Source organism: Dyadobacter endophyticus, from assembly GCF_014641595.1.
Taxonomy (GTDB): domain Bacteria; phylum Bacteroidota; class Bacteroidia; order Cytophagales; family Spirosomataceae; genus Dyadobacter; species Dyadobacter endophyticus.
Window position 1 is genome coordinate 1,148,911 of sequence record NZ_BMIA01000002.1, and the last position, 24,096, is coordinate 1,173,006.

Annotated in this window: 23 protein-coding genes; 20 read left to right on the plus strand and 3 right to left on the minus strand. The window is 49.9% G+C overall.

The genetic code is table 11. From position 1 onward, the window contains the following. Window positions 1-20: 20 nt before the first annotated feature. On the plus strand, window positions 21-416 hold the full coding sequence (msrB, locus tag IEY24_RS16940; protein WP_188934170.1) for a peptide-methionine (R)-S-oxide reductase MsrB: 396 nt from the start codon (window positions 21-23) through the stop codon (window positions 414-416). Between the two features lie 81 nt (window positions 417-497). Continuing rightward, window positions 498-3,050 carry a penicillin-binding protein 1A gene (locus IEY24_RS16945; RefSeq protein WP_188934172.1) on the plus strand — a complete coding sequence of 851 codons (2,553 nt, stop codon included), beginning with the start codon at window positions 498-500 and terminating at the stop codon, window positions 3,048-3,050. Window positions 3,051-3,208: 158 nt separating this feature from the next. On the opposite strand, the gene IEY24_RS16950 is transcribed toward IEY24_RS16945, so the two are convergent. Further along, the gene (locus tag IEY24_RS16950; protein WP_188934174.1) at window positions 3,209-4,984 is read right to left on the minus strand and encodes an ABC transporter ATP-binding protein; all 1,776 of its coding nucleotides are present in this window, start codon (window positions 4,982-4,984) and stop codon (window positions 3,209-3,211) included. 145 nt (window positions 4,985-5,129) lie between these two features. On the opposite strand from IEY24_RS16950, the gene IEY24_RS16955 reads away from it, so the two are divergent. From IEY24_RS16955 to IEY24_RS17035, 17 genes are all read left to right on the plus strand, one after another. Next, window positions 5,130-5,684, plus strand: a complete 555-nt coding sequence (locus IEY24_RS16955) for a DUF4126 domain-containing protein (protein WP_188934176.1) — start codon at window positions 5,130-5,132, stop codon at window positions 5,682-5,684. A gap of 3 nt (window positions 5,685-5,687) precedes the next feature. Further along, window positions 5,688-6,656, plus strand: a complete 969-nt coding sequence (locus IEY24_RS16960) for a helix-turn-helix domain-containing protein (RefSeq protein ID WP_188934178.1) — start codon at window positions 5,688-5,690, stop codon at window positions 6,654-6,656. Window positions 6,657-6,748: 92 nt separating this feature from the next. Continuing rightward, a complete protein-coding gene (locus IEY24_RS16965; RefSeq protein WP_188934181.1) occupies window positions 6,749-8,131 on the plus strand; it encodes a glycoside hydrolase family 88 protein in 1,383 nt (460 codons plus the stop codon). 139 nt (window positions 8,132-8,270) lie between these two features. Further along, the gene (locus IEY24_RS16970; protein WP_229222477.1) at window positions 8,271-9,095 is read left to right on the plus strand and encodes a sugar phosphate isomerase/epimerase family protein; all 825 of its coding nucleotides are present in this window, start codon (window positions 8,271-8,273) and stop codon (window positions 9,093-9,095) included. Window positions 9,096-9,101: 6 nt separating this feature from the next. Further along, the gene (locus IEY24_RS16975; protein WP_188934185.1) at window positions 9,102-10,247 is read left to right on the plus strand and encodes a Gfo/Idh/MocA family protein; all 1,146 of its coding nucleotides are present in this window, start codon (window positions 9,102-9,104) and stop codon (window positions 10,245-10,247) included. Next, the gene (locus IEY24_RS16980; protein WP_188934187.1) at window positions 10,244-11,014 is read left to right on the plus strand and encodes a 3-ketoacyl-ACP reductase; all 771 of its coding nucleotides are present in this window, start codon (window positions 10,244-10,246) and stop codon (window positions 11,012-11,014) included. Before IEY24_RS16975 ends, IEY24_RS16980 begins: the two co-directional genes overlap by 4 nt. 25 nt (window positions 11,015-11,039) lie before the next feature. Further along, entirely contained in the window at window positions 11,040-12,284 is a 1,245-nt protein-coding gene (locus IEY24_RS16985) for an MFS transporter (RefSeq protein ID WP_188934189.1), read from the plus strand. Window positions 12,285-12,572: 288 nt separating this feature from the next. Then, window positions 12,573-12,953: a T9SS type A sorting domain-containing protein gene (locus tag IEY24_RS16990; protein WP_188934191.1), complete on the plus strand. Its 381-nt coding sequence runs from the start codon at window positions 12,573-12,575 to the stop codon at window positions 12,951-12,953. Window positions 12,954-13,163: 210 nt separating this feature from the next. Next, window positions 13,164-14,276: a Gfo/Idh/MocA family protein gene (locus IEY24_RS16995; protein ID WP_188934193.1), complete on the plus strand. Its 1,113-nt coding sequence runs from the start codon at window positions 13,164-13,166 to the stop codon at window positions 14,274-14,276. 160 nt (window positions 14,277-14,436) lie between these two features. After that, window positions 14,437-14,769: an ArsR/SmtB family transcription factor gene (locus tag IEY24_RS17000; protein ID WP_188934195.1), complete on the plus strand. Its 333-nt coding sequence runs from the start codon at window positions 14,437-14,439 to the stop codon at window positions 14,767-14,769. After that, window positions 14,753-15,253: an SRPBCC family protein gene (locus IEY24_RS17005; protein ID WP_188934197.1), complete on the plus strand. Its 501-nt coding sequence runs from the start codon at window positions 14,753-14,755 to the stop codon at window positions 15,251-15,253. Before IEY24_RS17000 ends, IEY24_RS17005 begins: the two co-directional genes overlap by 17 nt. A gap of 100 nt (window positions 15,254-15,353) precedes the next feature. Further along, window positions 15,354-15,917, plus strand: coding sequence for a pyridoxamine 5'-phosphate oxidase family protein (locus tag IEY24_RS17010; protein WP_188934199.1), 564 nt, complete (start codon window positions 15,354-15,356; stop codon window positions 15,915-15,917). Window positions 15,918-16,007: 90 nt separating this feature from the next. Then, window positions 16,008-16,928, plus strand: a complete 921-nt coding sequence (locus tag IEY24_RS17015) for an SMP-30/gluconolactonase/LRE family protein (protein WP_188934200.1) — start codon at window positions 16,008-16,010, stop codon at window positions 16,926-16,928. Between the two features lie 168 nt (window positions 16,929-17,096). After that, window positions 17,097-19,517, plus strand: a complete 2,421-nt coding sequence (locus IEY24_RS17020) for a TonB-dependent receptor (RefSeq protein ID WP_188934202.1) — start codon at window positions 17,097-17,099, stop codon at window positions 19,515-19,517. An 8-nt stretch (window positions 19,518-19,525) separates the two neighbouring features. Beyond that, on the plus strand, window positions 19,526-20,485 hold the full coding sequence (locus tag IEY24_RS17025; protein WP_188934204.1) for a DUF4249 domain-containing protein: 960 nt from the start codon (window positions 19,526-19,528) through the stop codon (window positions 20,483-20,485). Window positions 20,486-20,678: 193 nt separating this feature from the next. Continuing rightward, on the plus strand, window positions 20,679-21,092 hold the full coding sequence (locus tag IEY24_RS17030) for a hypothetical protein (protein WP_188934206.1): 414 nt from the start codon (window positions 20,679-20,681) through the stop codon (window positions 21,090-21,092). Window positions 21,093-21,173: 81 nt separating this feature from the next. Next, the gene (locus IEY24_RS17035; protein WP_188934208.1) at window positions 21,174-21,575 is read left to right on the plus strand and encodes a DUF1398 domain-containing protein; all 402 of its coding nucleotides are present in this window, start codon (window positions 21,174-21,176) and stop codon (window positions 21,573-21,575) included. Here IEY24_RS17035 and IEY24_RS17040 read toward each other — a convergent pair. Continuing rightward, window positions 21,572-22,591, minus strand: a complete 1,020-nt coding sequence (locus tag IEY24_RS17040; protein ID WP_188934210.1) for a threonine aldolase family protein — start codon at window positions 22,589-22,591, stop codon at window positions 21,572-21,574. The two genes, IEY24_RS17035 and IEY24_RS17040, sit on opposite strands and share 4 nt — an antisense overlap. Before the next feature lie 117 nt (window positions 22,592-22,708). Here IEY24_RS17040 and IEY24_RS17045 point away from each other — a divergent pair, with 117 nt between their 5' ends. Continuing rightward, window positions 22,709-22,891, plus strand: a complete 183-nt coding sequence (locus IEY24_RS17045; protein ID WP_188934212.1) for a hypothetical protein — start codon at window positions 22,709-22,711, stop codon at window positions 22,889-22,891. Here IEY24_RS17045 and IEY24_RS17050 read toward each other — a convergent pair. Beyond that, window positions 22,888-24,036, minus strand: coding sequence for an FAD-dependent oxidoreductase (locus tag IEY24_RS17050; RefSeq protein WP_188934214.1), 1,149 nt, complete (start codon window positions 24,034-24,036; stop codon window positions 22,888-22,890). The genes IEY24_RS17045 and IEY24_RS17050 overlap by 4 nt on opposite strands. Window positions 24,037-24,096 lie beyond the last annotated feature (60 nt).

A 24,096-nucleotide genomic window follows, 5' to 3' on the forward strand; every position in this document is an offset into this window, starting at 1 on the left:
CATTCCTAAAAAATAAATCCATGAGAGAAGTACAAAAGACCAGGGAAGAATGGCAGCAGGAGCTTACCGGCCAGCAATGCTTCGTTCTGTTTGAGAAAGGTACAGAACGCCCTTTTTCACATCCTTATAATGACAATAAAGAAGAAGGAACCTACGTGTGCGCCGCTTGCGGGACACCCCTTTTCAGTTCCGAAGCAAAATACGATTCGGGTTCGGGCTGGCCGAGCTTCTTTATGCCGGTGGCCAAGGAAAACGTAGAAGAAATTGTGGATAAAACGCACGGCATGGTACGCACCGAAGTGGTTTGCAGAACGTGTGGCGGGCACCTCGGGCACGTTTTCAATGACGGTCCAAAACCCACAGGACTTCGTTACTGCATGAACGGAGCCGCATTGAAATTTCACAAAGCTGAATAGAATAAATCCCAGAAAAAGCCGGATCGAATCATATCTATCCGGCTTTTCTTATCTTTGACACATTACGAACCAAAACGTTTGATGGAAGTTATCCGATCGTTTTTTACCACAATCAGAACGCTGTTCCGGACATTCCGGTCGCGCCTCGCCACACTCATCAACAGGATTGCTTATAGAATTACTTCCCTTGTAACCGGCAAGCCGAAAGCCGACGAGCTCTTTCATTCCTACCGGCAGAACAAAAAGTCGCTGCGCGGCTGGTGGGAGGACAAGGTGGATGTCAATGCTACCTATTATCGACCCATTGTAACGGTCTGGAAGACCATCGTTTACGGTATCGTAGCATTTGGTCTTTATATTTTCTGTGTTGAAACAAACTTCCTCTGGCTCATGGGCAGCATGCCAAGCGTGGAAGATCTGCAAAACCCGAAAGTGGCGCAATCGTCGGAGATTTATACCGCCGACGGGGTAATGATCGGGAAATTTTACACTGAGAACAGGACACCCGTTCCCTACAAGCAAATTTCTCCCAACCTTGTAAAAGCATTGATCGCTACGGAGGATGCCCGTTTTTACAAGCACTCGGGTATCGACTACAAAGCCATGGCCAGCGTAGCCTGGGGCATCGTTACCGGCGCGACCGACCGCGGGGGTGGTAGTACCATCACCCAGCAGCTTGCAAAAAAGCTATTTAAAACCCGCAAATCCGGTGCGCGAGGCGTACTTGGCTACGTTCCAGGCCTTAGTACATTGATTTACAAAACCAAAGAATGGCTCACGGCCATCAAACTCGAAAGGAATTTCACCAAAGAGGAAATTCTGACGATGTATTTCAACACGGTGGACTACGGGAATAATACTTATGGCATCAACACGGCTGCCAAGTCGTATTTCAGCAAATCTCCGGACAGCCTCAATGTTCAGGAATCAGCCGTACTCGTTGGTTTACAAAAAGCGACTACCACCTACAATCCGATCCGGAACATGAAGCGCTCGCTCGAACGCCGCAATGTGGTGATCGATCAAATGCGCAAATATGGTTACCTGAGCGCCAAACAGGCCGACTCGATCAGTGCATTACCTATTGAACTGAAGACCAAATTCGAAACGCCTTACGACGGCAATGCCAACTATTTCAAGAATGCGGTAGTTGATTTTGTCAAAAAATGGGGTGATGAGAACGGTTACGACCTTTATACCGATGGCTTGAAAATCTACACGACCATCGACTCGCGCATGCAAGAAGATGCGGAAGAAGCCATGACTCAGAAAATGAAGCAGTTGCAACGTGTTTTCGAAGATCACTGGCGCAACCAGAACCCCTGGCGCGACGAAGACGGCAACGAGATCACCGATTTCCTGCCGAACGTCGTGAAACGTACCAGCAAATACAAGGCGCTTGCAGCCAAATTCCCGAACAGCCCCGACAGCGTGACCTATTACCTCAATAAAAAGGACACGATGACGGTATACGACTGGAAAAACAGCGGAGAAATGACCAAGTACTGGAGCTCCATGGATTCCCTCGATTACTACAAGCGCATTCTCCGCGCCGGTATGATGGCTATGAACCCGCAAACCGGGCAAATCAAAGCCTGGGTAGGCGGTCTGGACTACAATTATTTCAAATATGATGCGGTCAAGCAGGGCAAAAGACAACCCGGCTCGACATTCAAGCCCTTCGTTTACACGACCGCGATCGACGATTCGTCATTCAATATGACCCCTTGTGATGAGATCGTGGACAAGCCGTTTGAGAAAACATACGAGGAAGATGGTGAGGAGAAAATATGGAAACCCAGAAACGCGACCGGATCGTACACGTATGCACCCATGACGCTCCGCAGGGCACTGGCACAATCCATCAACTCGGTAACGGCTGAACTTACCGACCAGGTCGGTGCGGCAAATGTGGTTCGTTACGCTAAAAAAATGGGTATTACCACGCCCTTAAAGCCTGTTCCATCCATCGGTTTGGGGCCGTTCGACGTGTCGCTTTATGATATGGTGGCAGCATATGGTGTTTTTGCCAACAATGGTACTTACACCCAGCCTATCCTTGTGACAAAGATTGAGGACAGTAATGGTAAGGTAATTGAAGAATTCCAGCCCGAGCACCGTCAGGCGATCAGCGAAGAATCTGCGTTTCTGATGTTGCAGATGCTGCGCGCAGGCGTGGAGGAAGGCGGTGGTACCTCGGGAAGTATCCGATGGAGGTTCAATGTGACACTGAACGGCAATGAACTGGGAGGTAAAACAGGCACAACCTCCAACAACTCCGACGGCTGGTTCATGTGCGTCACGCGTGACCTCGTGGTGGGCGCATGGGTAGGCGGCGACGACCGTAGTATCCACTTCCGGACGACCAACCTCGGCGAAGGCGCTAAAACCGCATTGCCGCTCGTTGGAGCATTCCTCGAAAAGGTTTATAAAGACAAATCCGCCGAGCCCGGACCATTCCCGAAACCAAGCTTTAAGATATCCAAGACATACAATTGCCCTACGCGATGGGCACCAGCCGAAAGCGACTCGCTCGGCGTTGAAGGCGATAGCACGCCTGCCAAACGGAATGAAGAAGATGATTTCCTGATAGGCCCTCCACCGATTCCTTTGGATACCGGCAAGAGGAATTAAAAAAGAAGTTGTATCAAAAAGAGTAAAATCACACTTCGTCGTCACCCTGAGTGTAATCGAAGGGCAAATGCGTGATGCAAATGCCCTTCGACTGCGCTCAGGTTGACAGCTTAATCACATTTTATACAACCTCTTTTGATTTACGATGTTCTGATGCTCTACAACGTACCAATTTTATGCACCTCCTTATATTGTATCCGGTACAAGTTTGCATAAGCGCCATCCTTTTCGAGCAATTGTTCGTGGTTACCTTCCTCCACGATCCGCCCTTTATCTACCACAATAATCTTATCAGCTTCCTGAATCGTCGATAACCGGTGCGCAATCACGATCGCTGTTCGGCCGTGCATCAGGTTTTCGATTGCATGCTGGATAAGCTCTTCCGTTTCGCTATCGACAGACGAGGTAGCCTCATCGAGCACGATGATCTTTGGTTCGTGCACCATTGCGCGTACGAAGGAAATGAGCTGCCGTTGACCTACCGAGAGTGTCGCGCCGCGTTCCATTACATTATAGGTGTAACCTCCCGGCAGCCGCTCAATAAAATCGTGTACGCCAACCAGTTTCGCCGCTTCGACGATTTTCTCGTGAGTAATGCTTTCGTCGCCGAGCCGGATATTGTTTTCAATCGTATCCGAGAAAAGGAAGACATCCTGCAACACCACCCCAATATGCCTGCGCAATGCATTCAGTTCGTAATCGTGCACTTCGATGCCATCGACGTAGATGTTTCCCTTGTTAATATCGTAAAAACGCGTTAACAGGTTGATGATCGAGGATTTTCCCGCCCCGGTGGCGCCCACAAAGGCGATGGTCTCACCTTCTTTTACTTTAAAATTAATATCCCTTAAAACGTATTCCTCGTCATTATAGGCAAACCACACGTTCCTGAATTCCACATTACCTTTAATGGATGCCGGTGCAAATGTGCCTTCATTGGAAGTATATTCATCGCTGTCGAGCAATTTCAGGATGCGGTCGGTGCTGACGATCCCCATCTGCAGCGTGTTGAAACGGTCTGCGAGCTGTCGGATCGGACGAAAGAAGAGGTTGATAAACATCACAAACGCCGTAACCGTACCAAACGTAATTTCAGCACCCAGAATCTGCTTTGAACCGTACCATACCACCAGACCGGTACCTGCCGCCGCGATTACGTCCGCCACGGGGTAATAAACGGAATAGTAAAGGATAGACCGGATGTTCGCATTACGGTGTACCTTGTTAATCTCCCTGAATTTCTTATATTCAATATCTTCGCTGCTGAAAATCTGCACGATACCCATTCCGGTAATGTGCTCTTGTACAAATGCATTAAGATTAGAAACGGCAGCGCGTACCTCGTTAAAGGAGTCCTTGATCTTCTCTTTGAAAACGTAAGTACAGAAAAGCATGAGCGGGATCATGGAAAGGCTGATGATCGAGAGCTTCCAGTCGGTGTAAAACATCACGGCGATGATCAGCACCAGTTGCAGAATGTCCCCGGCGATGGCGGCCATACCGTCGCTGAATACGTTGGAAAGTGTTTCTACATCGGAAATCGTACGTGTCACCAGCCGGCCGATGGGCGTGTTATCAAAGAATTTGAGCCTCAAACCAATGATTTTCTGGTACAACTGCACGCGGATGTCGCGTATAATGTACTGCCCGAGCCAGCCCGACATGTACGTATTCCAAAACTGTGCGATACCCTGAAAAACGGTAACGACCAGCATGGCAACGAGCATTACGGTGAGTTGCACATAATCTCCGCTAGCGATCGGCGTGTCGATGGTATATTTGATCAGCAGGGGCATTAGTGGCGCCAGCACCGCATTGAGCAATATAATGGCTATGAGCAGGTAAAACTGCTTTTGATAAGGACGAACGAATGCATATAGACGCCTTAAGGTAGGAAGATCGAATATCTGGCCGCTTTTGGTTTCCTGGTTCACCTGGTAGCTTTTAAATTACAGTGGTTGTTCTGGATCAACAATGCAAAAGTAGAAAATGTCACAAAGCCGATAAAAATTCTGGCAAGCGGCGTATATCTTTTTCAAATACACTACATTAACGTTTTAAAGCCTGGATATAGTCAATATGGAGCTGTTTCTGAGTTTATGTTTAGGAATAGGCCTGAGCGCAAGTTGCGGTTTCAGGATATTTCTGCCGATGCTGGTCGCGAATATCGCCGCCATGAACGGGTGGATCACTCCCGGGGAACAATTCGGGTGGCTATCCTCCTGGACGGCCTTTTTGGCCTTGGGAACAGCTACATTACTCGAAATAGCGGGGTATTACATTCCATTTGTCGACAACCTGCTGGATACCGTCACTACGCCCGCAGCCGTGGTTGCCGGGACATTGCTCACCACTTCGTTCATCGAAATCGACAATCCGATGCTGCATTGGGGGCTCGGGCTGATCCTTGGGGGCGGAACGGCCGGGCTTGTCCAGGCTGGTACGGGTATCCTGCGGTTACTTTCGTCTAAGACAACGGCAGGCATCGGCAATCCGGTGGTTTCGACCGTGGAAAACGTTGCGTCATTCGGGCTGTCGGGCCTTGCGGTGTTTCTGCCGGTGATTGCGTTGGTGCTGGTAGTATTGTTGGTTCTCTGGCTTTTGAAACGATTAATGAATTTGAAAAAGTCTTAATGCATGGTTTTCGTGTCTGATGCTATCCCCGTCCATTCCCTCCCAAAAACGCCCAGCCAGGTACCTGCATTAAAAATTTTCAGGTTTAAAAACAGCCTTGACGTCCAGAAGGACGGGCCTATCCAGTCGGAGCCTATCCAGTCGGGGCCTATCCAGTCGGGGCCCATATCCCTGCCCATTACCCCACTCCCGACCGACGCGCCTCACCGGCATACCTATTACGAGATCCTCTTTATTGAAGAAGGGCAGGGTTTTCACGAGATCGACTTTCATTCCTATAATATCCAGGGAGCGGGACTTCATTTCCTGACGCCGGGGCAGGTGCATTTACTCACCTTTTCAACTTCTTTCCAGGGCTATATTGTCGCGTTTTCCGAAGATTTCTATACTTTTTATAACCCCGTCAATCCCTCGCTTTCGCAGTTGCCATTCTTCCAGCCCGCGCGCAGGCAGCCTATTCTTACGCTATCCGAAAGTGACAAGCATTATTTCCACAACATCCTCGAAAACATGGTCACCGACCATTTGAATGCTGAAACAGACCAGACGCTCATTGGACGGTATTTGGGATTGTTATTACAAAAATGTGCCTTCCTCACGCAGCACAATGCACAGTCGGCCGAGTCTTCCGCACTTTCCGTACCCGAGCTGGCAGGCCGGTTTCAGGAGTTGGTCGAAAAAAACTTCCGGCAAATGCATGAAGTGCAGCAATATGCCAGTCAGCTGTCTGTCACACCCGATTATTTAAGCAAAATCATCAAAAAAGCCCTTGGTGTGTCGTGCCAGGAATACATCCTCGACAAGCTGCTCCTCGAAGCCAAGCGGCTCCTCGTTTTCAGCAACCTGAGCAGCAAGGAAATCGCCTACCATATCCAGATGGACGACCCGTCCTATTTCAGCCGCATCTTCAAAAAGAAAACCGGCCTTACCCCGAACGAGTACCGCGAACATGTTCGGAAAAGTACCATTTAATAGCAAATTTGTACCTTGCTATCCCTTTTCACTGCGAATATCTTTGTATTATCCAAAATTTAAATGGCTAAATAATACTATTGATATAAGTTATGCAGATAAAAAACGAACTGACGGCGGCTTCACTCCAACCCAAGATCGACCGGCTCTGGGCGCTCTCCGGCGAGAAAATCAAGCTCATCAATAAAGAGTACGACAATTCGAAAGGAACGCCCGTTTTCACCGTAAATGGCAAATATACCCTTCGCGGCTGGACGGAATGGACACAGGGTTTCCAGTATGGCGCGGAGGTTTTGCAATTCGACGCAACCGGCGACGAAAGCTACCTCGCGAGTGCCCGTAAGAACACCGTCGAGTCTATGGCTTCCCATGTGGGACATTTTGGCGTGCACGATCATGGCTTCAACAATGTGAGCACGTATGGCAATCTGCTGCGTCTGATGAACGAAGGTGTGATTCCCGAAAACAAATGGGAACGCAACTTTTACGAAATCGCGCTGAAAGTATCCGGGGCCGTACAGGCGCGCCGCTGGACAGGCATTAAGAATGGTCAGGGCTTCATTCACTCGTTCAACGGCCCACACTCGTTGTTCGTTGATACGATCCGTTCGGTAAGGGCTCTGATGGTTTCACATTTGCTCGGCCATAGCTATATGGGTGAGAATGATTTGAAAACCAGCCTGCTCGAACGTGGAACGCTGCACTCGATTGCTACTGCCAATTATTCGGTTTACTACGGCGAAGGCCGCGACAGCTACGACCTTTGGGGCCGTACCGCCCATGAAAGCGTGTTCAACACCAACGACGGAAATTACCGCTGCCCCAACTCGCAGCAAGGCTTCTCGGGCTTCACCACCTGGACACGCGGCCTCGCATGGGCAATGGTAGGGTTCGCCGAACAGCTCGAGTCGCTGGCCAGCTTCTCCGACGAAGAACTGGCACCGCTCGGCGGACGCGCTGAAATCGAGCGCATTTACCTGAAGGCGGCACAGGCTACCTGCGATTTTTACATTGCCAATACTGCTTCCGACGGCATTCCTTACTGGGATACCGGCGCTCCGCAAATACACAAACTGGGTGATTATACTTCCAGAGTTTCCGATCCTTACAACGAATTCGAGCCGATCGACAGCTCTGCAACGGCCATCGGCGCACAAGGATTGCTTCGCCTCGGCAAATACCTGAAAGACAAAGGACAATCCGATGCCGGGAACCGTTACTGGCAAGCCGGTCTGACAGCCGTGGATTCGCTTTTTGCAGAGCCATACCTTTCAACTGATCCTACACACCAGGGTTTGATTCTGCATTCGATCTACCACCGTCCGAATGGCTGGGATAATGTGCCGGCCGGCCAGAAGATTCCATGCGGCGAATCGAGTATGTGGGGCGATTACCATGCACGCGAACTGGCACTTTACCTGCACCGGATCAATAAGGGGTTGCCTTATTACTCATATTTGGGCGCAGTGAAATAACGCTACTGTCAGCCTGGTGCTAGCGTTGTGTCATCCTGAGCGGAGTCGAAGGATAATTGCGGCGTCGCCAAAACCCTTCGACTGCGCTCAGGGTGACATGAACGAATCGAACCAAGTCTATTTAAAACAAATTACCGAATTGGAAAACATAACACTCAACCGGTGCTGTATCCACACCATTACAACGAAGCCCTGGGGACTTTCGGAGGCGGTGGAAAACTATGCTGCCGCCGGCGTGAAAGGCATTAGCATATGGCAGAATGCTATTGAGGGTATCGGGCCGCACCGTGCAGGCGAAATCATCCGCGGTGCCGGACTGGAAATTGTCTCTTACGTACGCGGCGGGTTTTTCCCGCATACCAGCAGCGCCGGACGTGCACAGGCGATCGACCATAACCGCAAGCTTCTCGAAGAGGCCGCAGCTTTGAGCGCGCCGATGATCGTCCTGGTATGCGGTGCATCACCCGACCAGTCGCTGGAAACATCGCGTGACCAGATTCGCGAGGGGATTGCTGCCATTCTGCCGCTGGCGGAAAAACTGGGCGTAAAACTGGCCATCGAGCCACTGCACCCGATGTATGCCGCCGACCGCTCGGCGATCAACACCATGGCGCAGGCGAATGACATGGCCGAGTATTTCAAATCACCCTTCGTGGGCGTGGCCGTGGACGTGTACCATTTGTGGTGGGATGCTGATCTGGAAAAAGAGATTGCCCGCTGCGGAGCCAATGGTAATCTGCTCGCTTACCACGTCTGCGACTGGAAGGTAAACACCCTCGATCTTTTGAACGACCGCGGTTTAATGGGTGAAGGGTGTATTGATTTGAAAAAGATCCGCGGCTGGGTGGAAGCGACGGGCTTCAACGGCTTTTGCGAGGTGGAGATCTTCTCGAATATCCATTGGGCTAAGGACCAGCATTTGTTTTTGAGTGAGATAACTGAGGCATTTCTTAAAACTGTATAAACAACAATGACAACACATACCATTGGCATTATCATGAACGGCGTAACCGGCCGTATGGGTACGAACCAGCATTTGTTACGTTCTATCAAAGCCATTATCGAGCAAGGCGGCGTTAAAATCTCTTCCGACGAGGTGATCATGCCTGACCCGATCCTCGTGGGCCGCAACGAGGCAAAACTGCAAGCGCTTTGCAAGCAATCGGGCGTGCAGAAATACACGACCGACCTCGACTCGGTCATGTCCGATCCGCATTATCAGATCTATTTCGATGCGCAGGTAACCGGCCGTCGTGCAGCTGCTGTGAAGAAGGCCATTAAAGCCGGAAAGCACATTTATTGTGAAAAACCAACCGGTACCACCACCGAAGAGGCATTGGAGCTTTACGACCTTGCTACCAAGGCTGGTTTGAAAAACGGCGTGGTACAGGATAAGCTCTGGCTACCTGGAATGGTCAAATTGAAACGATTGATGGAATCCGGTTTCTTCGGAAAGATCCTTTCGGTAAGAGGCGAGTTTGGTTACTGGGTATTCGAAGGTACGAGTATTCCTGCGCAACGCCCTTCGTGGAACTACCGCAAAGAAGACGATGGTGGTATCATCGTGGATATGCTTTGCCACTGGCGGTATGTACTGGATAACCTGTTTGGAAATGTAAAAGCCGTTTCCTGCCTGGGCGCAACGCACATTCCCGAGCGTATTGACGAAAATGGTAATACTTATAAATGTACTGCCGACGACGCCTGCTACGCCACATTCGAACTCGAAGGTGATGTAATCGCCCATTTCAATTCGTCATGGACCGTACGAGTACGCCGCGACGACCTGCTGACGCTGCAAGTTGACGGAACACACGGCTCGGCTGTTGCTGGTCTGCGCGATTGTTACATACAGCATTATGGCAATACGCCAAAACCGGTATGGAACCCCGATATCGCCCAGCCAATCCCATTCTTCGACGGCTGGTCGAAAGTGCCTGAGCAAGAGATCTACGACAATGCATTCAAGGTGCAGTGGGAGCTGTTCCTGAAACATATTGTAAAAGACGAGCCATTCCCCTGGGATTTGAAAGCCGGTGCGCGTGGTGTGCAGCTCGCCGAAAAAGGCCTCGAAAGCTGGGAAAAACGCCAATGGGTTGACGTGCAGGAGTTATGAAAAAGACCGCATTAATCACCGGTGGAAGTCGCGGCATCGGTTTTGGCATTGCCAAAGCCCTTGCCAAAGAGGGATATAACCTGGCGATCAACGGCGTCCGCGACGAAGCGGGCGCTGCCGATGCCCTCAACGAATTGCGCGAACTGGGCGCCGAAGTAGCCTATTGCCAGGGAAGTATCGCCAGCGCCGCCGATCGGGAAGCTATTGTTGAAAAAGCATATTCCGTTTTCGGGCAGATCAACCTGCTCGTCAACAATGCCGGGATTGCGCCTCGCGTGCGGCTTGACCTTCTCGAAACGACTGTCGAGAATTACCAGGAAGTAATGACGACCAACCTCGAAGGCCCTTTCTTTTTTACCCAGGCCATCGGCAAACGCATGGCTGCTGCCAAACAGGATAACCACGCATTTGAGGCTGCGATCATTTTCGTGACGTCCATTTCTGCGACGGTAGCCTCCATCAATCGCGGTGAATATTGTATTTCAAAAGCCGGGCTTGCCATGACTAACCTGCTTTTCGCGGTGAGAATGGCAGAATTCAATATTCCGGTTTATGAGATCCGGCCGGGTATTATTGCCACCGACATGACTTCCAAAGTACAGGAAAAATATGACAACCTGTTCCAGAGCGGCATTGCTTTACAGCCACGCTGGGGCACACCAGAGGACGTCGGCAAGGCAGTAGCGTCGCTAACGAGAGGCGACTTCCCGTACTCCACAGGCCAGGTAATAGGCGTGGACGGCGGAATGCTGATCGACAGGTTGTAATTTCTCCATCAAAAACCCTAGCCCTATGTCAACAACAACAAACAATACCCAACCTTCGCTGCTTTCGCAGTTGTTGCAAGTGCCAGTAATAGTGGCTGCATTGGGCTACCTGGTCGATATGTACGACCTCTTTTTGTTCAGTGTAGTGCGGGTACCGAGTCTCAAAGCGCTGAACGTCGCCGACGATCAGCTGCTCAACGAGGGCATCAATTTATTGAATTACCAAATGGCAGGAATGCTGATCGGCGGCGTGTTGTGGGGTGTGATAGCGGATAAAAGAGGTCGGCTTTCTGTGCTTTTCGGGTCGATAATCATGTATTCACTCGCCAATATCGGCAACGGATTTGTTACATCGCTTGATCAATATGCAATCCTTCGCTTTATTGCGGGCGTGGGCCTGGCCGGTGAGCTTGGAGCCGGGATTACGCTTGTTACCGAAGTCCTGCCGAAAGAAATACGGGGCTATGGCACCACACTGGTAGCCACATTGGGTGTTTTAGGAGCTATTTTGGCTTATTTCGTAGCCGATTTGTTTGCCTGGCGCATATCTTATTTTGTAGGAGGCGGCATGGGTTTGTTGCTTTTGGTATTGCGCTTCAATGTTTTCGAATCGGGAATGTTTAAGCACGCTAAGGAACGATCGGTTGACCGCGGTAATATTTTCATGATCCTCACAAATGGCAAGCGCCTGGGCAAGTACCTGATGGCGATCCTGGTAGGGCTACCGATTTGGTTTGTGGTGGGGATTCTCATTACTTTTTCACCCGAATTCGGGGCTGCGAAGGGTATCGAGGGGATCAATGCGGGCAAAGCAGTGATGCTGGCTTTTTCAGGGCAGGTTGGAGGAGACATCGTCAGTGGTTTACTTAGTCAGTACATGCGGAGCAGGAAGAAGGTCATCAGACTTTTTATTGTACTGTCGCTTGCAATGGTGATCGGCTATTTGCTAATTCCGATGCAGGATTTGTTCTCCTTCTACTTGCTTTGTACCTTGCTCGGATTCTGCAATGGCTACTGGACATTGTTCATTACTATTGCGGCAGAGTTGTTCGGTACGAACCTGCGGGCGACTGTGGCGACGACAGTACCCAATTTTGTGCGCGGCGCGACGATTCCGCTGGCAGCATTGTTTGTTCGTTTCAGACCCGACCTGGGCGTAGTCCAGAGTGGGTTGGTAATAGGTGTGGCAACGTCCGTAGTAGCATTGCTGGCCTTATATTTCCTTGAAGAGACATTTACAAAGGATATGGACTTTGTAGAAAAAGAATAGTTTCGGTTTTAGTTTTAGTTAAAAGCGGCCCCCACAGATGGAGGGCCGTTTTTTTTAACAGTTATTAACACTTTTCCAAGCAACACTCCCGTAACAATCTCAGTCTCTTGGTTACAAATTCAAAAATAGCCATGAGATACCGTTCAATTGCTTATGCTGGGAATCAACCACTTGTCCCACCCGAAATTCCGCTCGTGTACTTTGATTCCGAAGCTACAAGAAGCCGGTCTTACCTTTGTCGTGTTCTTAAAATAGAACAAAATTTATAGCCATAAAAATAAAACAGCCATGAAAACAACAGTTAAAACCTTCATCTGCGCATTTGCGCTTGCAGCCGCTTCTTTCACTGCCCAGGCAGCCGACAAAGGAGCACACAAAGCATCCACTTTCGGAACTGGCATTTATGCCACCAAAACCGGTAAAATCAACGTTCTCGTCGACAAAGGCAGCACTGACACCAAAACAATATTGTTGCTCAAAGACGCCGAAGGAACCGTCGTATACCGCGAAACAGTGTCGAGAGAAAACAAAAAATTCGGACGTACTTTGAACCTCGATGCCATGGAGCCGGGCAAGTACAAGCTGGACATTATCAGCGGCAACGAAGTCCAAACAAAAACTTTCGAGCTGACCGATCAAAAAGTAGAACGTATTCTGACAGTTAAGTAAGGTTCAAATACATAGTATCCGGGCGGCACCTTCCCATTGCGGGAGGTGCCGCTTTTTTGTTACGACGCATGCTGATTCTCACAAAGCTGCAAGAGCTTTCGCTAAAACAAAAATTGACACTTTCAAATAAATGAGTTACAAAATTGCAAGGAGATCAACGACATAGCTCACTTTTTGCCTTTTAATAGTCACTGAAAATCACTCTTCAATATGGATACCCGTCGAGATTTCCTGCAAAAACTGACATTAGGCGTCGGCGTAACAGCGTTGAGCGACCTCCCTGCTTCTGCGCGTGAGCTGTACTCCGGCCCGAAGGCCGACAAACAATTGCGCGTGGCATTAATGGGGTTGGGCAGCTATGCAACCCGTGTGGCCGAAGCGATGAAGGATTGCAAAATGGCAACGCTCGTGGGAGCTGTTTCGGGGACGCCCTCGAAGCTCGAAACCTGGAAGCAGAAATATAATATCCCGGAGAAAAACACTTACAATTACGAGACGGTTAGCAAAATCAAGGATAACCCGGACATCGACATTGTATACATTACCACGCCGAATTCCCTGCATCACAAGCACGTCCTGCAAATTGCCGCGGCCGGCAAGCATGTGATTTGCGAAAAACCAGTTGCCGACAATGCACAGCAAACGCGGGAAATGATCGCCGCTTGTAAAAAGGCGGGCGTAAGGTTTTATATAGGCTACCGGATGCATTTCGAGCCTCATACGCGTGAGCTTATACGTATGCGTGAGGCGGGCGAGCTCGGCAAGATCATGCATGTGAACAACTATATGGGTTTCAAATCCGGCGACCCAAACCAATGGCGGTTGAAAAAGGCCCTCGCAGGCGGCGGCGCGATGATGGACGTGGGCATTTACGCGCTTAACGGCGCCCGGTACGCCACGGGTGAGGAGCCTATCTGGGTTACTGCGCAGGAAACGAAAACCGATCCGGTGAAATTTAAGGAAGTCGACGAGACGATTATGTTCCAGCTGGGCTTCCCGAGCGGCATTGTCGCGAGCTGTGGAACCACTTATGCATTCAATAACTACGAGCGGCTATATGTCGTTGGTGAAAAAGGATTTGTAGAGTTAAGTCCTGCTTTTGGCTACGGCCCTATCAAAGGCCGTACGCATCTCGGCCCGATGAACCAGCCCGTAGTCACGCATCAGACACTTCAAATGGACGGCATTGCCGATATCATCCTCAACAACAAGCCCGATCCGAATGTGACCGGAGAGGAAGGATTGAAGGACATGATCGTTGTCGACGCGGTGTATGAATCTATCCGCAAAGGCGGGGCGAAGATTATGCTGGCTGGGAAATAGCACCGACATCGTCGCAGACTGCCCAAAATCCTCACTACCAAAATCAACACTTTACTGGAAACGCAATAGCAGCCTAAAAAAAATTTCAGGCTGCTATTGCGCAACCGATTAATTGCGCATATATTTGCAATCGATCGATTGCGCAATTAATCAGAATGAAATGAGACGAGATGTTTTTCAGGCCATTGCAGACCCTACAAGAAGGGATATCATTGGCCTCATCGCGAAAAAACCGATGACCCCCAATGCAGTGGCAGAATCCTTCGGTGTGAGCCGTCAGGCGATTTCGAAGCATATACAAATCCTGCTCGAATGTGGCCTGCTCGGTATCAATCCACAGGGACGTGAACGCTATTACACGGTGCAGCCCAAAAAGCTGGCGGAAGTGGCCGACTGGATCGACCCGTTCCGCAAAATGTGGGAAGGCCGGTTTGAGAAACTGGACGACATTATAAACACTTTAAAAAACGAACAACATGGCAACGAAAAATGAAACCAAAATCATTGCAGAAGAAGGCAAACAGGAGCTATTTATCATCCGCGAATTCGAAGCGCCGCGAGAGATTGTCTTCCGTGCATTCAGCGAAGAGGATTTGCTCACACAATGGGCAGGGGGGCCAAACGATATGACGGTGCGTTATGAGAAATTCGAACCCTACGCAGGCGGCTCCTACCGTTTCATCAACACAATTCCCGGCAATGCAATGGAATTCGCATTCCACGGCGTATGCCACGAGCATACAGCACCTGAGCGGATCATTCAGACATTTGAATTTGAAGGCCTGCCCGAAAAAGGCCACGTGATACTGGAAACGTCCCGCTTTGAAGACTTACCCGGCGGTCGGTCACGTCTCACCGTTCAGTCTGTATTCCAGTCCGTTGCCGACCGCGACGGGATGGTGCAGGCAGGAATGGAACGCGGGGTAGTGGATTCGTATACGCGGCTTGATGAACTACTGGAAAAAGTGGCTGTCTAATACCGAAATGAGTATCGATAAAAGGCAACTGGCAATGACCGGTTGCCTTTTAAGTCGTATTACCCTATTATTACACACAACATATCCAAACCATCCAGCCATGAAAGACTACCCGCAATCCGTCCGGAGAAAAGACCGGCAAGAGACCGACACTTCTTTCCTCCACGAAATACTCGACAATGCCGTTTCCTGTTCGATTGCCATTGAAAAAGAGGGTTATCCGTTGATCCACGTCGCGTTTTATCATTTCGACGCGGCCAATAATGATATCATCTTCCATTTTTCCAAGCACGGACACGCAGGCGATGAAATTACCGATGGCAAAAAAGCGAGCATTTCAATATACAAATATGGGAGACTCTACACCGCTGCCAAAGCCGTTGATTTTGGTTGCGAATATCAAAGCGTGATCATTTACGGCACAATCAGGATTATCGAGGGAGAGCAAGAAAGAATGCAAGCGATGAGCGATTTCTTCGATCGCTATTTTGCGCACATTCCCGACAGCAGTTACGAGGCATTCACCGCTGCACAGAGCAAGCCTATCCACGTAGCTAAGCTCCGAATCGAACAATGGTTTGGCAAAGAACACGCGCTGCCTGCAATTGCAACAGACGCATTTTTCCCTGCTTTCCCATCAGTAATGCAACCCCGCGAAGCGTAACACCTTCGACTTTCAAAACAGTAAAGCAGCCCCCTATTCCGACTTTAATACACTGACCCGGTTCGAACCAACGCCGGGCACGGTATTACCATGCAAAAATCTAAAATCATTATTCCGGTGCTGGCTGGCATTGCCGCGCTGTTTTACCCCGTTTTACTATCTGCACAAATCATGGATTCGAAATCAATTGTCGCGCCGGGAGCGCAGGTCGAGAAGCTGGGTGATGGATACAAATTTACCGAAGGACCGGTACCTGATAAGGACGGCAATGTGTTTTTCACCGATCAGCCTAACAATAAGATCATCCGCTGGGACGCCGAAACGGGCGCTTTCAGTACGTTTTCCGACAAAGCAGGCCGCGCCAATGGCATGTATTTCGACAAAAAAGGGAACCTTATAGCATGCTCTGACGAGGATAATCAGGTTTGGTCATTTGACAAGAAAGGCAATCCGACAGTACTTGTGAAGGACTACGAAGGCAAGCTGCTCAACGGCCCCAACGACCTCTGGATTGACGCCAAAGGCGGCATTTACCTCACCGACCCCCTCTACAAACGCGACTACTGGAAACGTGACCCCGCCATGCAGCAGGATGGTCAACATGTTTATTACCTCAGTCCCGACCGCAAAAAATTCACCCGGGTTGATGAAAAGTTGAAAAAACCCAATGGCATTATAGGCACCCCGGACGGCAAGAAACTCTATGTAGCAGACATCGGTGACAGCAAAACGTATGTTTACGATATTCAAAAAGATGGCACACTGACCAACCGGCAACTATTCGTTTCCAAAGGTTCCGACGGGATGATCCTCGACGAAGAGGGCAATCTATATATCACCGGCGACGGTGTCACGATTTTTGATAAAACAGGTACGCAAATCGCGCATTTTCCGGTGCATAAAGGATGGACGGCTAATGTCTGCTTTGGCGGCAAGAAACGCGATATGCTGTTTATCACTGCTGAAACAGCGGTGTATGGCTTAAAAATGCGGGTAAAAGGCGTAAAGTAACCTTACAGAACTCCTGCAATGGCGGAATTTCCCGATTGAAAGGGAAACTCCGCCATTCTTTTTGATCTGCTGCAACGGTTTGAGTGTATATGTCGTCATGGTCAAATACAATATTCCATACTAGATTACCACTAGGCTCGTTACTCAAACTAACCCGTACTTTCTTCTATGCGACTGACTTTTACGGCTTTTCTCTTCCTTTCCCACATTATTTCTTTTGCTCAGAATCGCGTTACTATCAGTGGTTTTGTGAGGGAAAAAGGCAGCCAGGAGCAGCTTCCGGGAGTGAATGTGTATATCGATAACACCCCATACGGCGCAGTGACGAATACCTACGGTTTTTACTCCCTCACATTGCCGGCATCTGATTCCGCGACTGTCTCATTCTCCTTTGTAGGTTATGAAAAACAGCTGAAACGAGTGTCGCTCCAGAACAATACCGAACTGAATATTTTTCTTCCCGCCATTACACAACTCGAAGAAGTGGTCGTGTCGGCCCGCAAGCAGGACGACTATGTGAGCCGGACGGTGCAAATGAGCAAAGTCGAAATCCCGATCCAGCAGTTGAAGAAAATACCGGCATTCTTCGGCGAGAAGGACGTGTTGCGGGTCTTACAGCTTATGCCGGGTGTGCAAAAGGGTACCGAAGGGCAAACGGGCTTGTATGTACGCGGGGGCGGACCCGACCAGAACCTCATTATCCTCGACGACGCGGTGGTTTACAATGCCAATCACCTCTTTGGTTTTTTCTCGATCTTCAATTCTGACGCGCTTAGGAGTGTGGAATTGACCAAAGGCGGCTTTCCGGCCCGATATGGTGGCAGGCTGTCGTCGGTATTGGAAATGAACATGAAGGAAGGCAGCAAAGAGAAACTGCATGGCGAGGGCGGAATAGGCCTGATCTCCTCGCGGTTAACGCTCGAAGGGCCTATTTCGAAGGGAAAATCTTCTTTCCTGATTTCCGGCCGGCGCACATACATCGATTTTCTCGCAAAGCCGCTGATCGCCCGGCAGCAGCGGGGCGCCGACAGTCAGGTGAAGCCCGGTTATTACTTTTATGATCTGAATGCCAAGATGAATTACGACCTTGGCAGTAAAGACAAATTGTACATCAGCGGCTATTTCGGCCGCGACAAGTTCCACGCCAACGAAAAAAGCAGCACTTCCGAAACCCGGGCCGGCCTCGACTGGGGCAATGCAACGGCTACCGTTCGCTGGAACCATGTATTGAACCAGAAACTGTTTGTCAATACCTCCTTCATTTTCAGTAATTTCAAATTTGGAGTTTCCAGTTATTCCAAAGATTTGAATAGTGATGGTTCCCTGGACGACGAGTTCAGTCTTGAATACGATTCGAGGATCCGCGATCTCGGCGTGAAAACGGATTTTGATTTTTATCCTTCGGCAAAGCACGCGGTGAAATTCGGTGGGCAGGCCACTTTTCACAAATTTGTCCCATCGGCGCTTGCAATCTCCGGTTCATTTATCACTAATCCGATTGAACGATCGGTGAAGCCGGTTTACTCGCTCGAATCGGGGCTTTATATCGAAGATACCTGGCAGGCCTTAGATGCATTGAAGATCAATGCAGGGCTAAGGGTAAGCACATTTCAGACCGAGGTTAAAACTTACGTACGACCCGAGCCGCGCATTTCGGCTGCATTACGCCTGGCAGAGAACCTTTCGTTCAAGGCATCGTACGCGCGCATGAACCAATATGTGCATTTGCTTTCAAATACCGGCCTCGGCCTTCCGACCGACCTTTGGGTCCCTACTACCGCACGCGTAGCGCCTCAGCAATCCGAACAAGTGGCGGCGGGCTTTGCCAAAGACTTTGAACGCCCGGCGCTCACGGTTACGCTCGAAGGCTATTATAAAAAAATGAACAACATCCTGAACTACAAGGAAGGCTCGTCTTTCCTAAGTATCAACGGCGAGAATGCGAACGAGCTCAGCTGGGAAGATAATGTTACCGCGGGTAAGGGATGGTCGTATGGGGGTGAGTTTCTGGTTCAAAAGAAAACCGGACGATTCTCCGGCTGGATCGGTTACACATTGTCGTGGACCTATTGGAAATTCCCCGAACTGAATTTCGGCAAAACGTTCTTCCCGCGTTACGACCGCCGTCACGATCTTTCTGTGGTGGGAATCTATGAGCTGAGCAAAAGAATTACGGTGTCGGCCACATGGGTGTATGGCACCGGCAATGCATTGACACTCCCCGTGTCGAGCTATCGCGCGGCGACCGACAACTTCTTAACCCGCCTTACTTCCGACGGCAAACCTGCGATCAACTGGTTCGGCCCGACAGTCAGCGAATATGGCCAGAAAAACAGCTACCGCGCCGAGCCGTTCCACAGGATGGATGTCGCCATTCAATTCCACAAAAAGAAAAAGCGGCATGAGCGTACTTGGGAGTTCGGCGTCTACAATGCCTATAACCGCAGGAATCCGTTTTTCTACAATATCGACGAGGAAATCATCATTCTTCCCAATGTAATGCCTGCTACACCGGTTCCCAAATACACGTTGAAGCGCTATTCGCTGTTTCCGGTACTGCCCTATTTCAGCTATAACTTTAAATTCTAAAAGCGGCTATGCTTCCCAGATATATCATTTTACTGTCTCTGACATTCCTGCTGGCAGCATGCGAATCGCTTGTGACGGATGTCGATCAGGCCAACCTACCCCAAGTGGAATCGAAATTGGTGGTGCAATGCTTTATTTCTCCGCAAGCCGCCCGCATCAATGTGGTCGTAACAGAATCCATTCCGCTGTTTACCGAGCCGGATCTGAAAGGCGGTGTAATCCCCAATGCCGTCGTGAAATTATCCGACGGAGCGCGGGAAATCGTCATTCCGTTCGATACAACCAACCAGCTCTACTCGATCGATAAATCGGCCCTCAGCATTTCACCGGGGAAAACCTATTTTCTTTCGGTAACGAATGGTGTGCGATCGGTAAGCGCAAGCTGCACGGTTCCGGCAAGCGCGGTGGTTCCGAAAACCTATGAAATCGACACCGCTTCTTCCGGCGATATTTCGGCTCGGGATACTTCACTAACCGTTAAGTACACCTGGAACGACATTGCCGGGCAGGCCAACTATTATCGGGTGCGCGCATCGCTCGACCTGGAATATAGCGTGCCGGAAGGCGTTACTTCCAATCAGGGACAACTCATAGAAAAAAGGGTCCGCAACCGGTTCAATTTCAACTGGGACGACGCGATTGGCAGAAACGATTTCCGCAACGACATAAACCTGGACGGGACCGATTTCAATTCACCCATCGGCCGGGTAAAACTGCCAAAGCCGCTTAGTTACACTGGCAACGACGGCACGGTGTACCTCTCCTTTCCAAAAAGCAAGATCATATCGGTCACGATGGAAGTGTACAATACCGACGAACATTATTTCAAATACCATCGCTCGGTACAAACGCGGGGCGATTCGGATAACCCATTCGTAGAACCGTCGCTGATCTACACCAATATCGAGGGTGGTTTGGGATGTTTCGGGTCGTACAACTCGGGGCAGTTGATTTATCGTCCCAAATAATCCCGGTTAATTCCTATTCCCGTTCTACAAATTCTGGCATATTGAGGTCAAAGTACCTCAATATGTACATCGCCGATTTGCCTTTTCCTGGCGAAAAACGACTGTACAGCAAGGCATACTTTTTTCCCGGATGATGATCAAACCGCTATCAATTGTTCAATCAATCAGATCGTCAATCTTAAAATAAAATATTATGGACTTGCAAGGATCAGACCAGGACAAGGTTAAGAAACCGCATCCTTCCAATAAAAACATGAGTGAGCCCGATACGCTCATCGAAACGCTTGAAGATTTGCAGGAGCAAGGCTATACCTATGATTTTAACCTCACAGCCCATGCCCTGGAAATACATCAGGACGACGGCATTTGCCTGACGTTGTCACCCGAAGATTTCGACATTGTACAGGTTTACCGGTTCGAAGGGATGACCAACCCGTCGGATATGTCGATTTTATATGCCATCGAGTCGAAAGACGGATTGAAAGGAACACTTGTGAGCAGCTATGGTGTGTATGCCGACGCGATGTCCAATGAAATGATCAAAAAACTGGATACGCGTAGCTCATTGATCGTCCATCATCCCGAAGATGACGATATGGCCCATTGATTTTCCTGATATGATTAACCTTAGATAAATGTTGCTTTGGCGATCGGCAAAGCAACATTTTTGATAAAAAGCGAACTGACCATGGAAATGATCGAACTGACCGAAGAACTTATTGAATCAGCCGAGCAACGGGCTGCCGGCCAGCCATACCCGCAATTTGTCAAGAACCTGAAAGCCCTCGGGGTTGACAACTATGAGGTGAAGGTAAAGAACCGTAAACGTACTTATACGTCCGTTCAGGGCGACAAGCTGATCATAGCCGGCGATTTGCCAGAATTTGAATGCGCAGAAACATTTGAGATGGAAGAGGTGAAGGCGGCCATCAAACGCACCCAGGATGGCATTACCGACTACCCCACTTTCCTACGCGAGATCGGCGCTGCGGGCATACACACATACGTAGCCGACCTCACAGGCATGAAAGTGATTTACCAGGGACCAAATTCCGAATACGAGTATGAGGAATTGATCCCTGATGTTTAAAAGTTGTTCAGCCTGCCGCTCAACATTTCGAGCTGATCATCGGTAAAATCGAGGTGCGTTACAAATCTGACCAGCCCCTTGCCGAACGTCACAGCCAGAATTCCGGCCTCGGCAAGGCGGCTTACATATTCTTTTTCTGTAATTCCGTCGTTCAGCCGGATGATGACAATGTTGGTATCGACCGGAAAGATCTCGGCCACCTCGGGCCTTGCAGCAAACAGCTGCCCTATTGCTCTGGCTCGGCTGTGATCTTCCTTCAACCGATCAATGTTGTGATCGAGTGCATAAATGCCTGCTGCGGCCAGAAACCCCGCCTGCCGCCAGCCACCGCCCATTACCTTACGGAAACGGCGCGCCTCACGAACCATTTCATGCGTTCCCAGAAGCAACGAACCCACAGGACAGCCCAGGCCTTTGGAGAGACAAATGCTGATGCTGTCAAATACCTGCCCGTATTGAACCGGCGTCTCGCCCGTTTCGACCAGTGCATTAAAAAGCCTCGCGCCATCCAGGTGCAACGGAATGTTACGTTCCCGGCAAACATCGCGGATCGCTTCGATTTCCTTCAAATCATAGTAGCACCCGCCACCTTTGTTCATAGTGTTTTCGAGCGAAATTAGCCTCGTAACGGTCGAGTGGACGTCGTTCTCCGGACTGATCGCTTCACTGACCTGCTGTGCCGAGATTCTTCCGCGATCGCCGTCCAGCAGTTTCACGGACGAAAAGGCGTTCAGCATAATGCCCCCGCCTTCGTACAGGTAAATGTGCGAATGTTTGTCGCAGATCACGTCACTGCCCGGACGGGTGTGGACGCGGATCGCCAGTTGGTTTGTCATGGTGCCGGAAGGGCAAAAAAGTGCATCTTCCATTCCGAAGAGTCTCGCAGCCTTTTCCTGCAATGCATTCACGGTCGGATCGTCACCAAAAACATCGTCGCCTACTTCCGCGCTCCACATGGCTTCCTGCATTTCCTGAGTAGGCCTGGTAATGGTGTCGCTGCGGAGGTCTATTTTCATTTCAAAAACATTCATGGGGTATTCGTTGCAATTTCGCGCCAAATTAATGCTTAAAGCTGATTTCCGGGCAGGCATTGCTTACTTTAAACGGGTATATTGCAGGCAAAATCATGCAATATGGAATTCCAGGAATATCTGAAATCAAAAAAAATAGATGCGGAAGCGTTCAGGAAAGGCGATGTTTTGCGCTACCAGGAATGGAGCACGCTTTTTGAAACCATGCATCCGGAAAGTTTCACAGGCCATAAAAAATTCCTTATCAACGAGATCCGCCGGCGTTATCTTCTCAAAGAGGATTAACCTCGCATTTCCTCCATCAGTTTCATCAATATCCCGACGGTCTTCTCGGTTTGCTCCTTGCTCGGTGTCGTGTCCCAATTGCCTACGATCCCATTGCTGCCGATGTAAATACCGTCTTTCCGGGCAATGAAATTGGCACCTTGCGTATACAGCTTGTAATTCACGTCACCTTGGGGAATAAGGCAGGAAAGCTGGCCGGAAACAGGCGTCAGTTCGCTGTCGTTGAATACCGGTTTTGCACCCAGTCCCATACAATTCACGACCACTTTTTCGGGCAATGCGTCGATATCTTCCAGCTTTTTGATCTCGTGGATTTTCACCTTTCCTCCGAACATCGTGAAATCCTGCAACTGGTGGCGCAAATAAGTCGGAATATTAAACATGATATTGGTCCTGCGTGTCACGTGGTCGGCTTTGAAAGGGTGTTCCTTCTTTTCCAGCCGCACGCGTTCCGGTAACAGACCATGTATTTCAAAATCCTCACCGCCTGCACCAGGTGTATAAACAGGTGCCTCCCTGAAAACGCCATATTCCTCTGCCCAGCTGGCAATATCATTCATTCCCAACAAAAATTGAAACCGGCGAAATGAGAACCGCGTCGCTTCTTCCCATATCGCCTCGAACCCGGGCTTCACGATTTTTTTGTCACAAACCCTCGACGCCGGCGACCAGGTGCCGGTCGCAAGGTTGCTCGTCACATTCGGCGGCACGTCTTTGGTGTAAATGGTCACCTCACAGCCGCTTTCCTGCAACAGCCGGGCCGTCGCTATCCCTACCGTCCCGCAGCCCAGCACGGCAACTTTCTGCTCGCCCGTAGCCAGTACATTCTTGCGCGCAATGTTGCCCGTGCCCCACGACAACGACCAGCCGCTGCCTCCATGGCCATAGTTGTGGACGATCGTCTTGTTTCCGATCTGCTCCACATCCAGCCGAGGCCCCGAGGCACGGAATGGCCGTAAACCGACCGTTTCTTTGACAATACGGTCCATCGAAAGGCGTAATTTGGGGATTTGATGGTAACCCCGGCTGATGTGAAAATGTTTGTCGGGATACCTCAACTCGGCTCTTGGCGCACAGGAAGTTGCAACGGCACCTAATGCGAAGCTGGCCGGAATGGCCTTTTCAAAGAAATTTCTGCGGTTCATTGGGTTGGGAGTGAATAGTAATGGAATTATGGAATTTAGCCACCAACCGCTGCGAATGCA

Bases quoted from the DNA above. Each gene is read 5' to 3' on its own strand.
- IEY24_RS16960 (WP_188934178.1), top strand. From the start codon at position 5,688: ATGGTTTTCGTGTCTGATGCTATCCCCGTCCATTCCCTCCCAAAAACG.
- IEY24_RS17015 (WP_188934200.1), top strand. From the start codon at position 16,008: ATGCAAAAATCTAAAATCATTATTCCGGTGCTGGCTGGCATTGCCGCG.
- IEY24_RS17010 (WP_188934199.1), top strand. From the start codon at position 15,354: ATGAAAGACTACCCGCAATCCGTCCGGAGAAAAGACCGGCAAGAGACC.
- IEY24_RS16945 (WP_188934172.1), top strand. From the start codon at position 498: ATGGAAGTTATCCGATCGTTTTTTACCACAATCAGAACGCTGTTCCGG.
- IEY24_RS17045 (WP_188934212.1), top strand. From the start codon at position 22,709: ATGGAATTCCAGGAATATCTGAAATCAAAAAAAATAGATGCGGAAGCG.
- IEY24_RS16975 (WP_188934185.1), top strand. From the start codon at position 9,102: ATGACAACACATACCATTGGCATTATCATGAACGGCGTAACCGGCCGT.
- IEY24_RS17050 (WP_188934214.1), bottom strand. From the start codon at position 24,036: ATGAACCGCAGAAATTTCTTTGAAAAGGCCATTCCGGCCAGCTTCGCA.
- IEY24_RS17035 (WP_188934208.1), top strand. From the start codon at position 21,174: ATGGAAATGATCGAACTGACCGAAGAACTTATTGAATCAGCCGAGCAA.
- IEY24_RS16980 (WP_188934187.1), top strand. From the start codon at position 10,244: ATGAAAAAGACCGCATTAATCACCGGTGGAAGTCGCGGCATCGGTTTT.
- IEY24_RS17005 (WP_188934197.1), top strand. From the start codon at position 14,753: ATGGCAACGAAAAATGAAACCAAAATCATTGCAGAAGAAGGCAAACAG.
- IEY24_RS16955 (WP_188934176.1), top strand. From the start codon at position 5,130: ATGGAGCTGTTTCTGAGTTTATGTTTAGGAATAGGCCTGAGCGCAAGT.
- IEY24_RS17040 (WP_188934210.1), bottom strand. From the start codon at position 22,591: ATGAAAATAGACCTCCGCAGCGACACCATTACCAGGCCTACTCAGGAA.
- msrB (WP_188934170.1), top strand. From the start codon at position 21: ATGAGAGAAGTACAAAAGACCAGGGAAGAATGGCAGCAGGAGCTTACC.
- IEY24_RS17020 (WP_188934202.1), top strand. From the start codon at position 17,097: ATGCGACTGACTTTTACGGCTTTTCTCTTCCTTTCCCACATTATTTCT.
- IEY24_RS16995 (WP_188934193.1), top strand. From the start codon at position 13,164: ATGGATACCCGTCGAGATTTCCTGCAAAAACTGACATTAGGCGTCGGC.
- IEY24_RS17025 (WP_188934204.1), top strand. From the start codon at position 19,526: ATGCTTCCCAGATATATCATTTTACTGTCTCTGACATTCCTGCTGGCA.
- IEY24_RS16990 (WP_188934191.1), top strand. From the start codon at position 12,573: ATGAAAACAACAGTTAAAACCTTCATCTGCGCATTTGCGCTTGCAGCC.
- IEY24_RS16965 (WP_188934181.1), top strand. From the start codon at position 6,749: ATGCAGATAAAAAACGAACTGACGGCGGCTTCACTCCAACCCAAGATC.
- IEY24_RS16985 (WP_188934189.1), top strand. From the start codon at position 11,040: ATGTCAACAACAACAAACAATACCCAACCTTCGCTGCTTTCGCAGTTG.
- IEY24_RS17030 (WP_188934206.1), top strand. From the start codon at position 20,679: ATGGACTTGCAAGGATCAGACCAGGACAAGGTTAAGAAACCGCATCCT.
- IEY24_RS17000 (WP_188934195.1), top strand. From the start codon at position 14,437: ATGAGACGAGATGTTTTTCAGGCCATTGCAGACCCTACAAGAAGGGAT.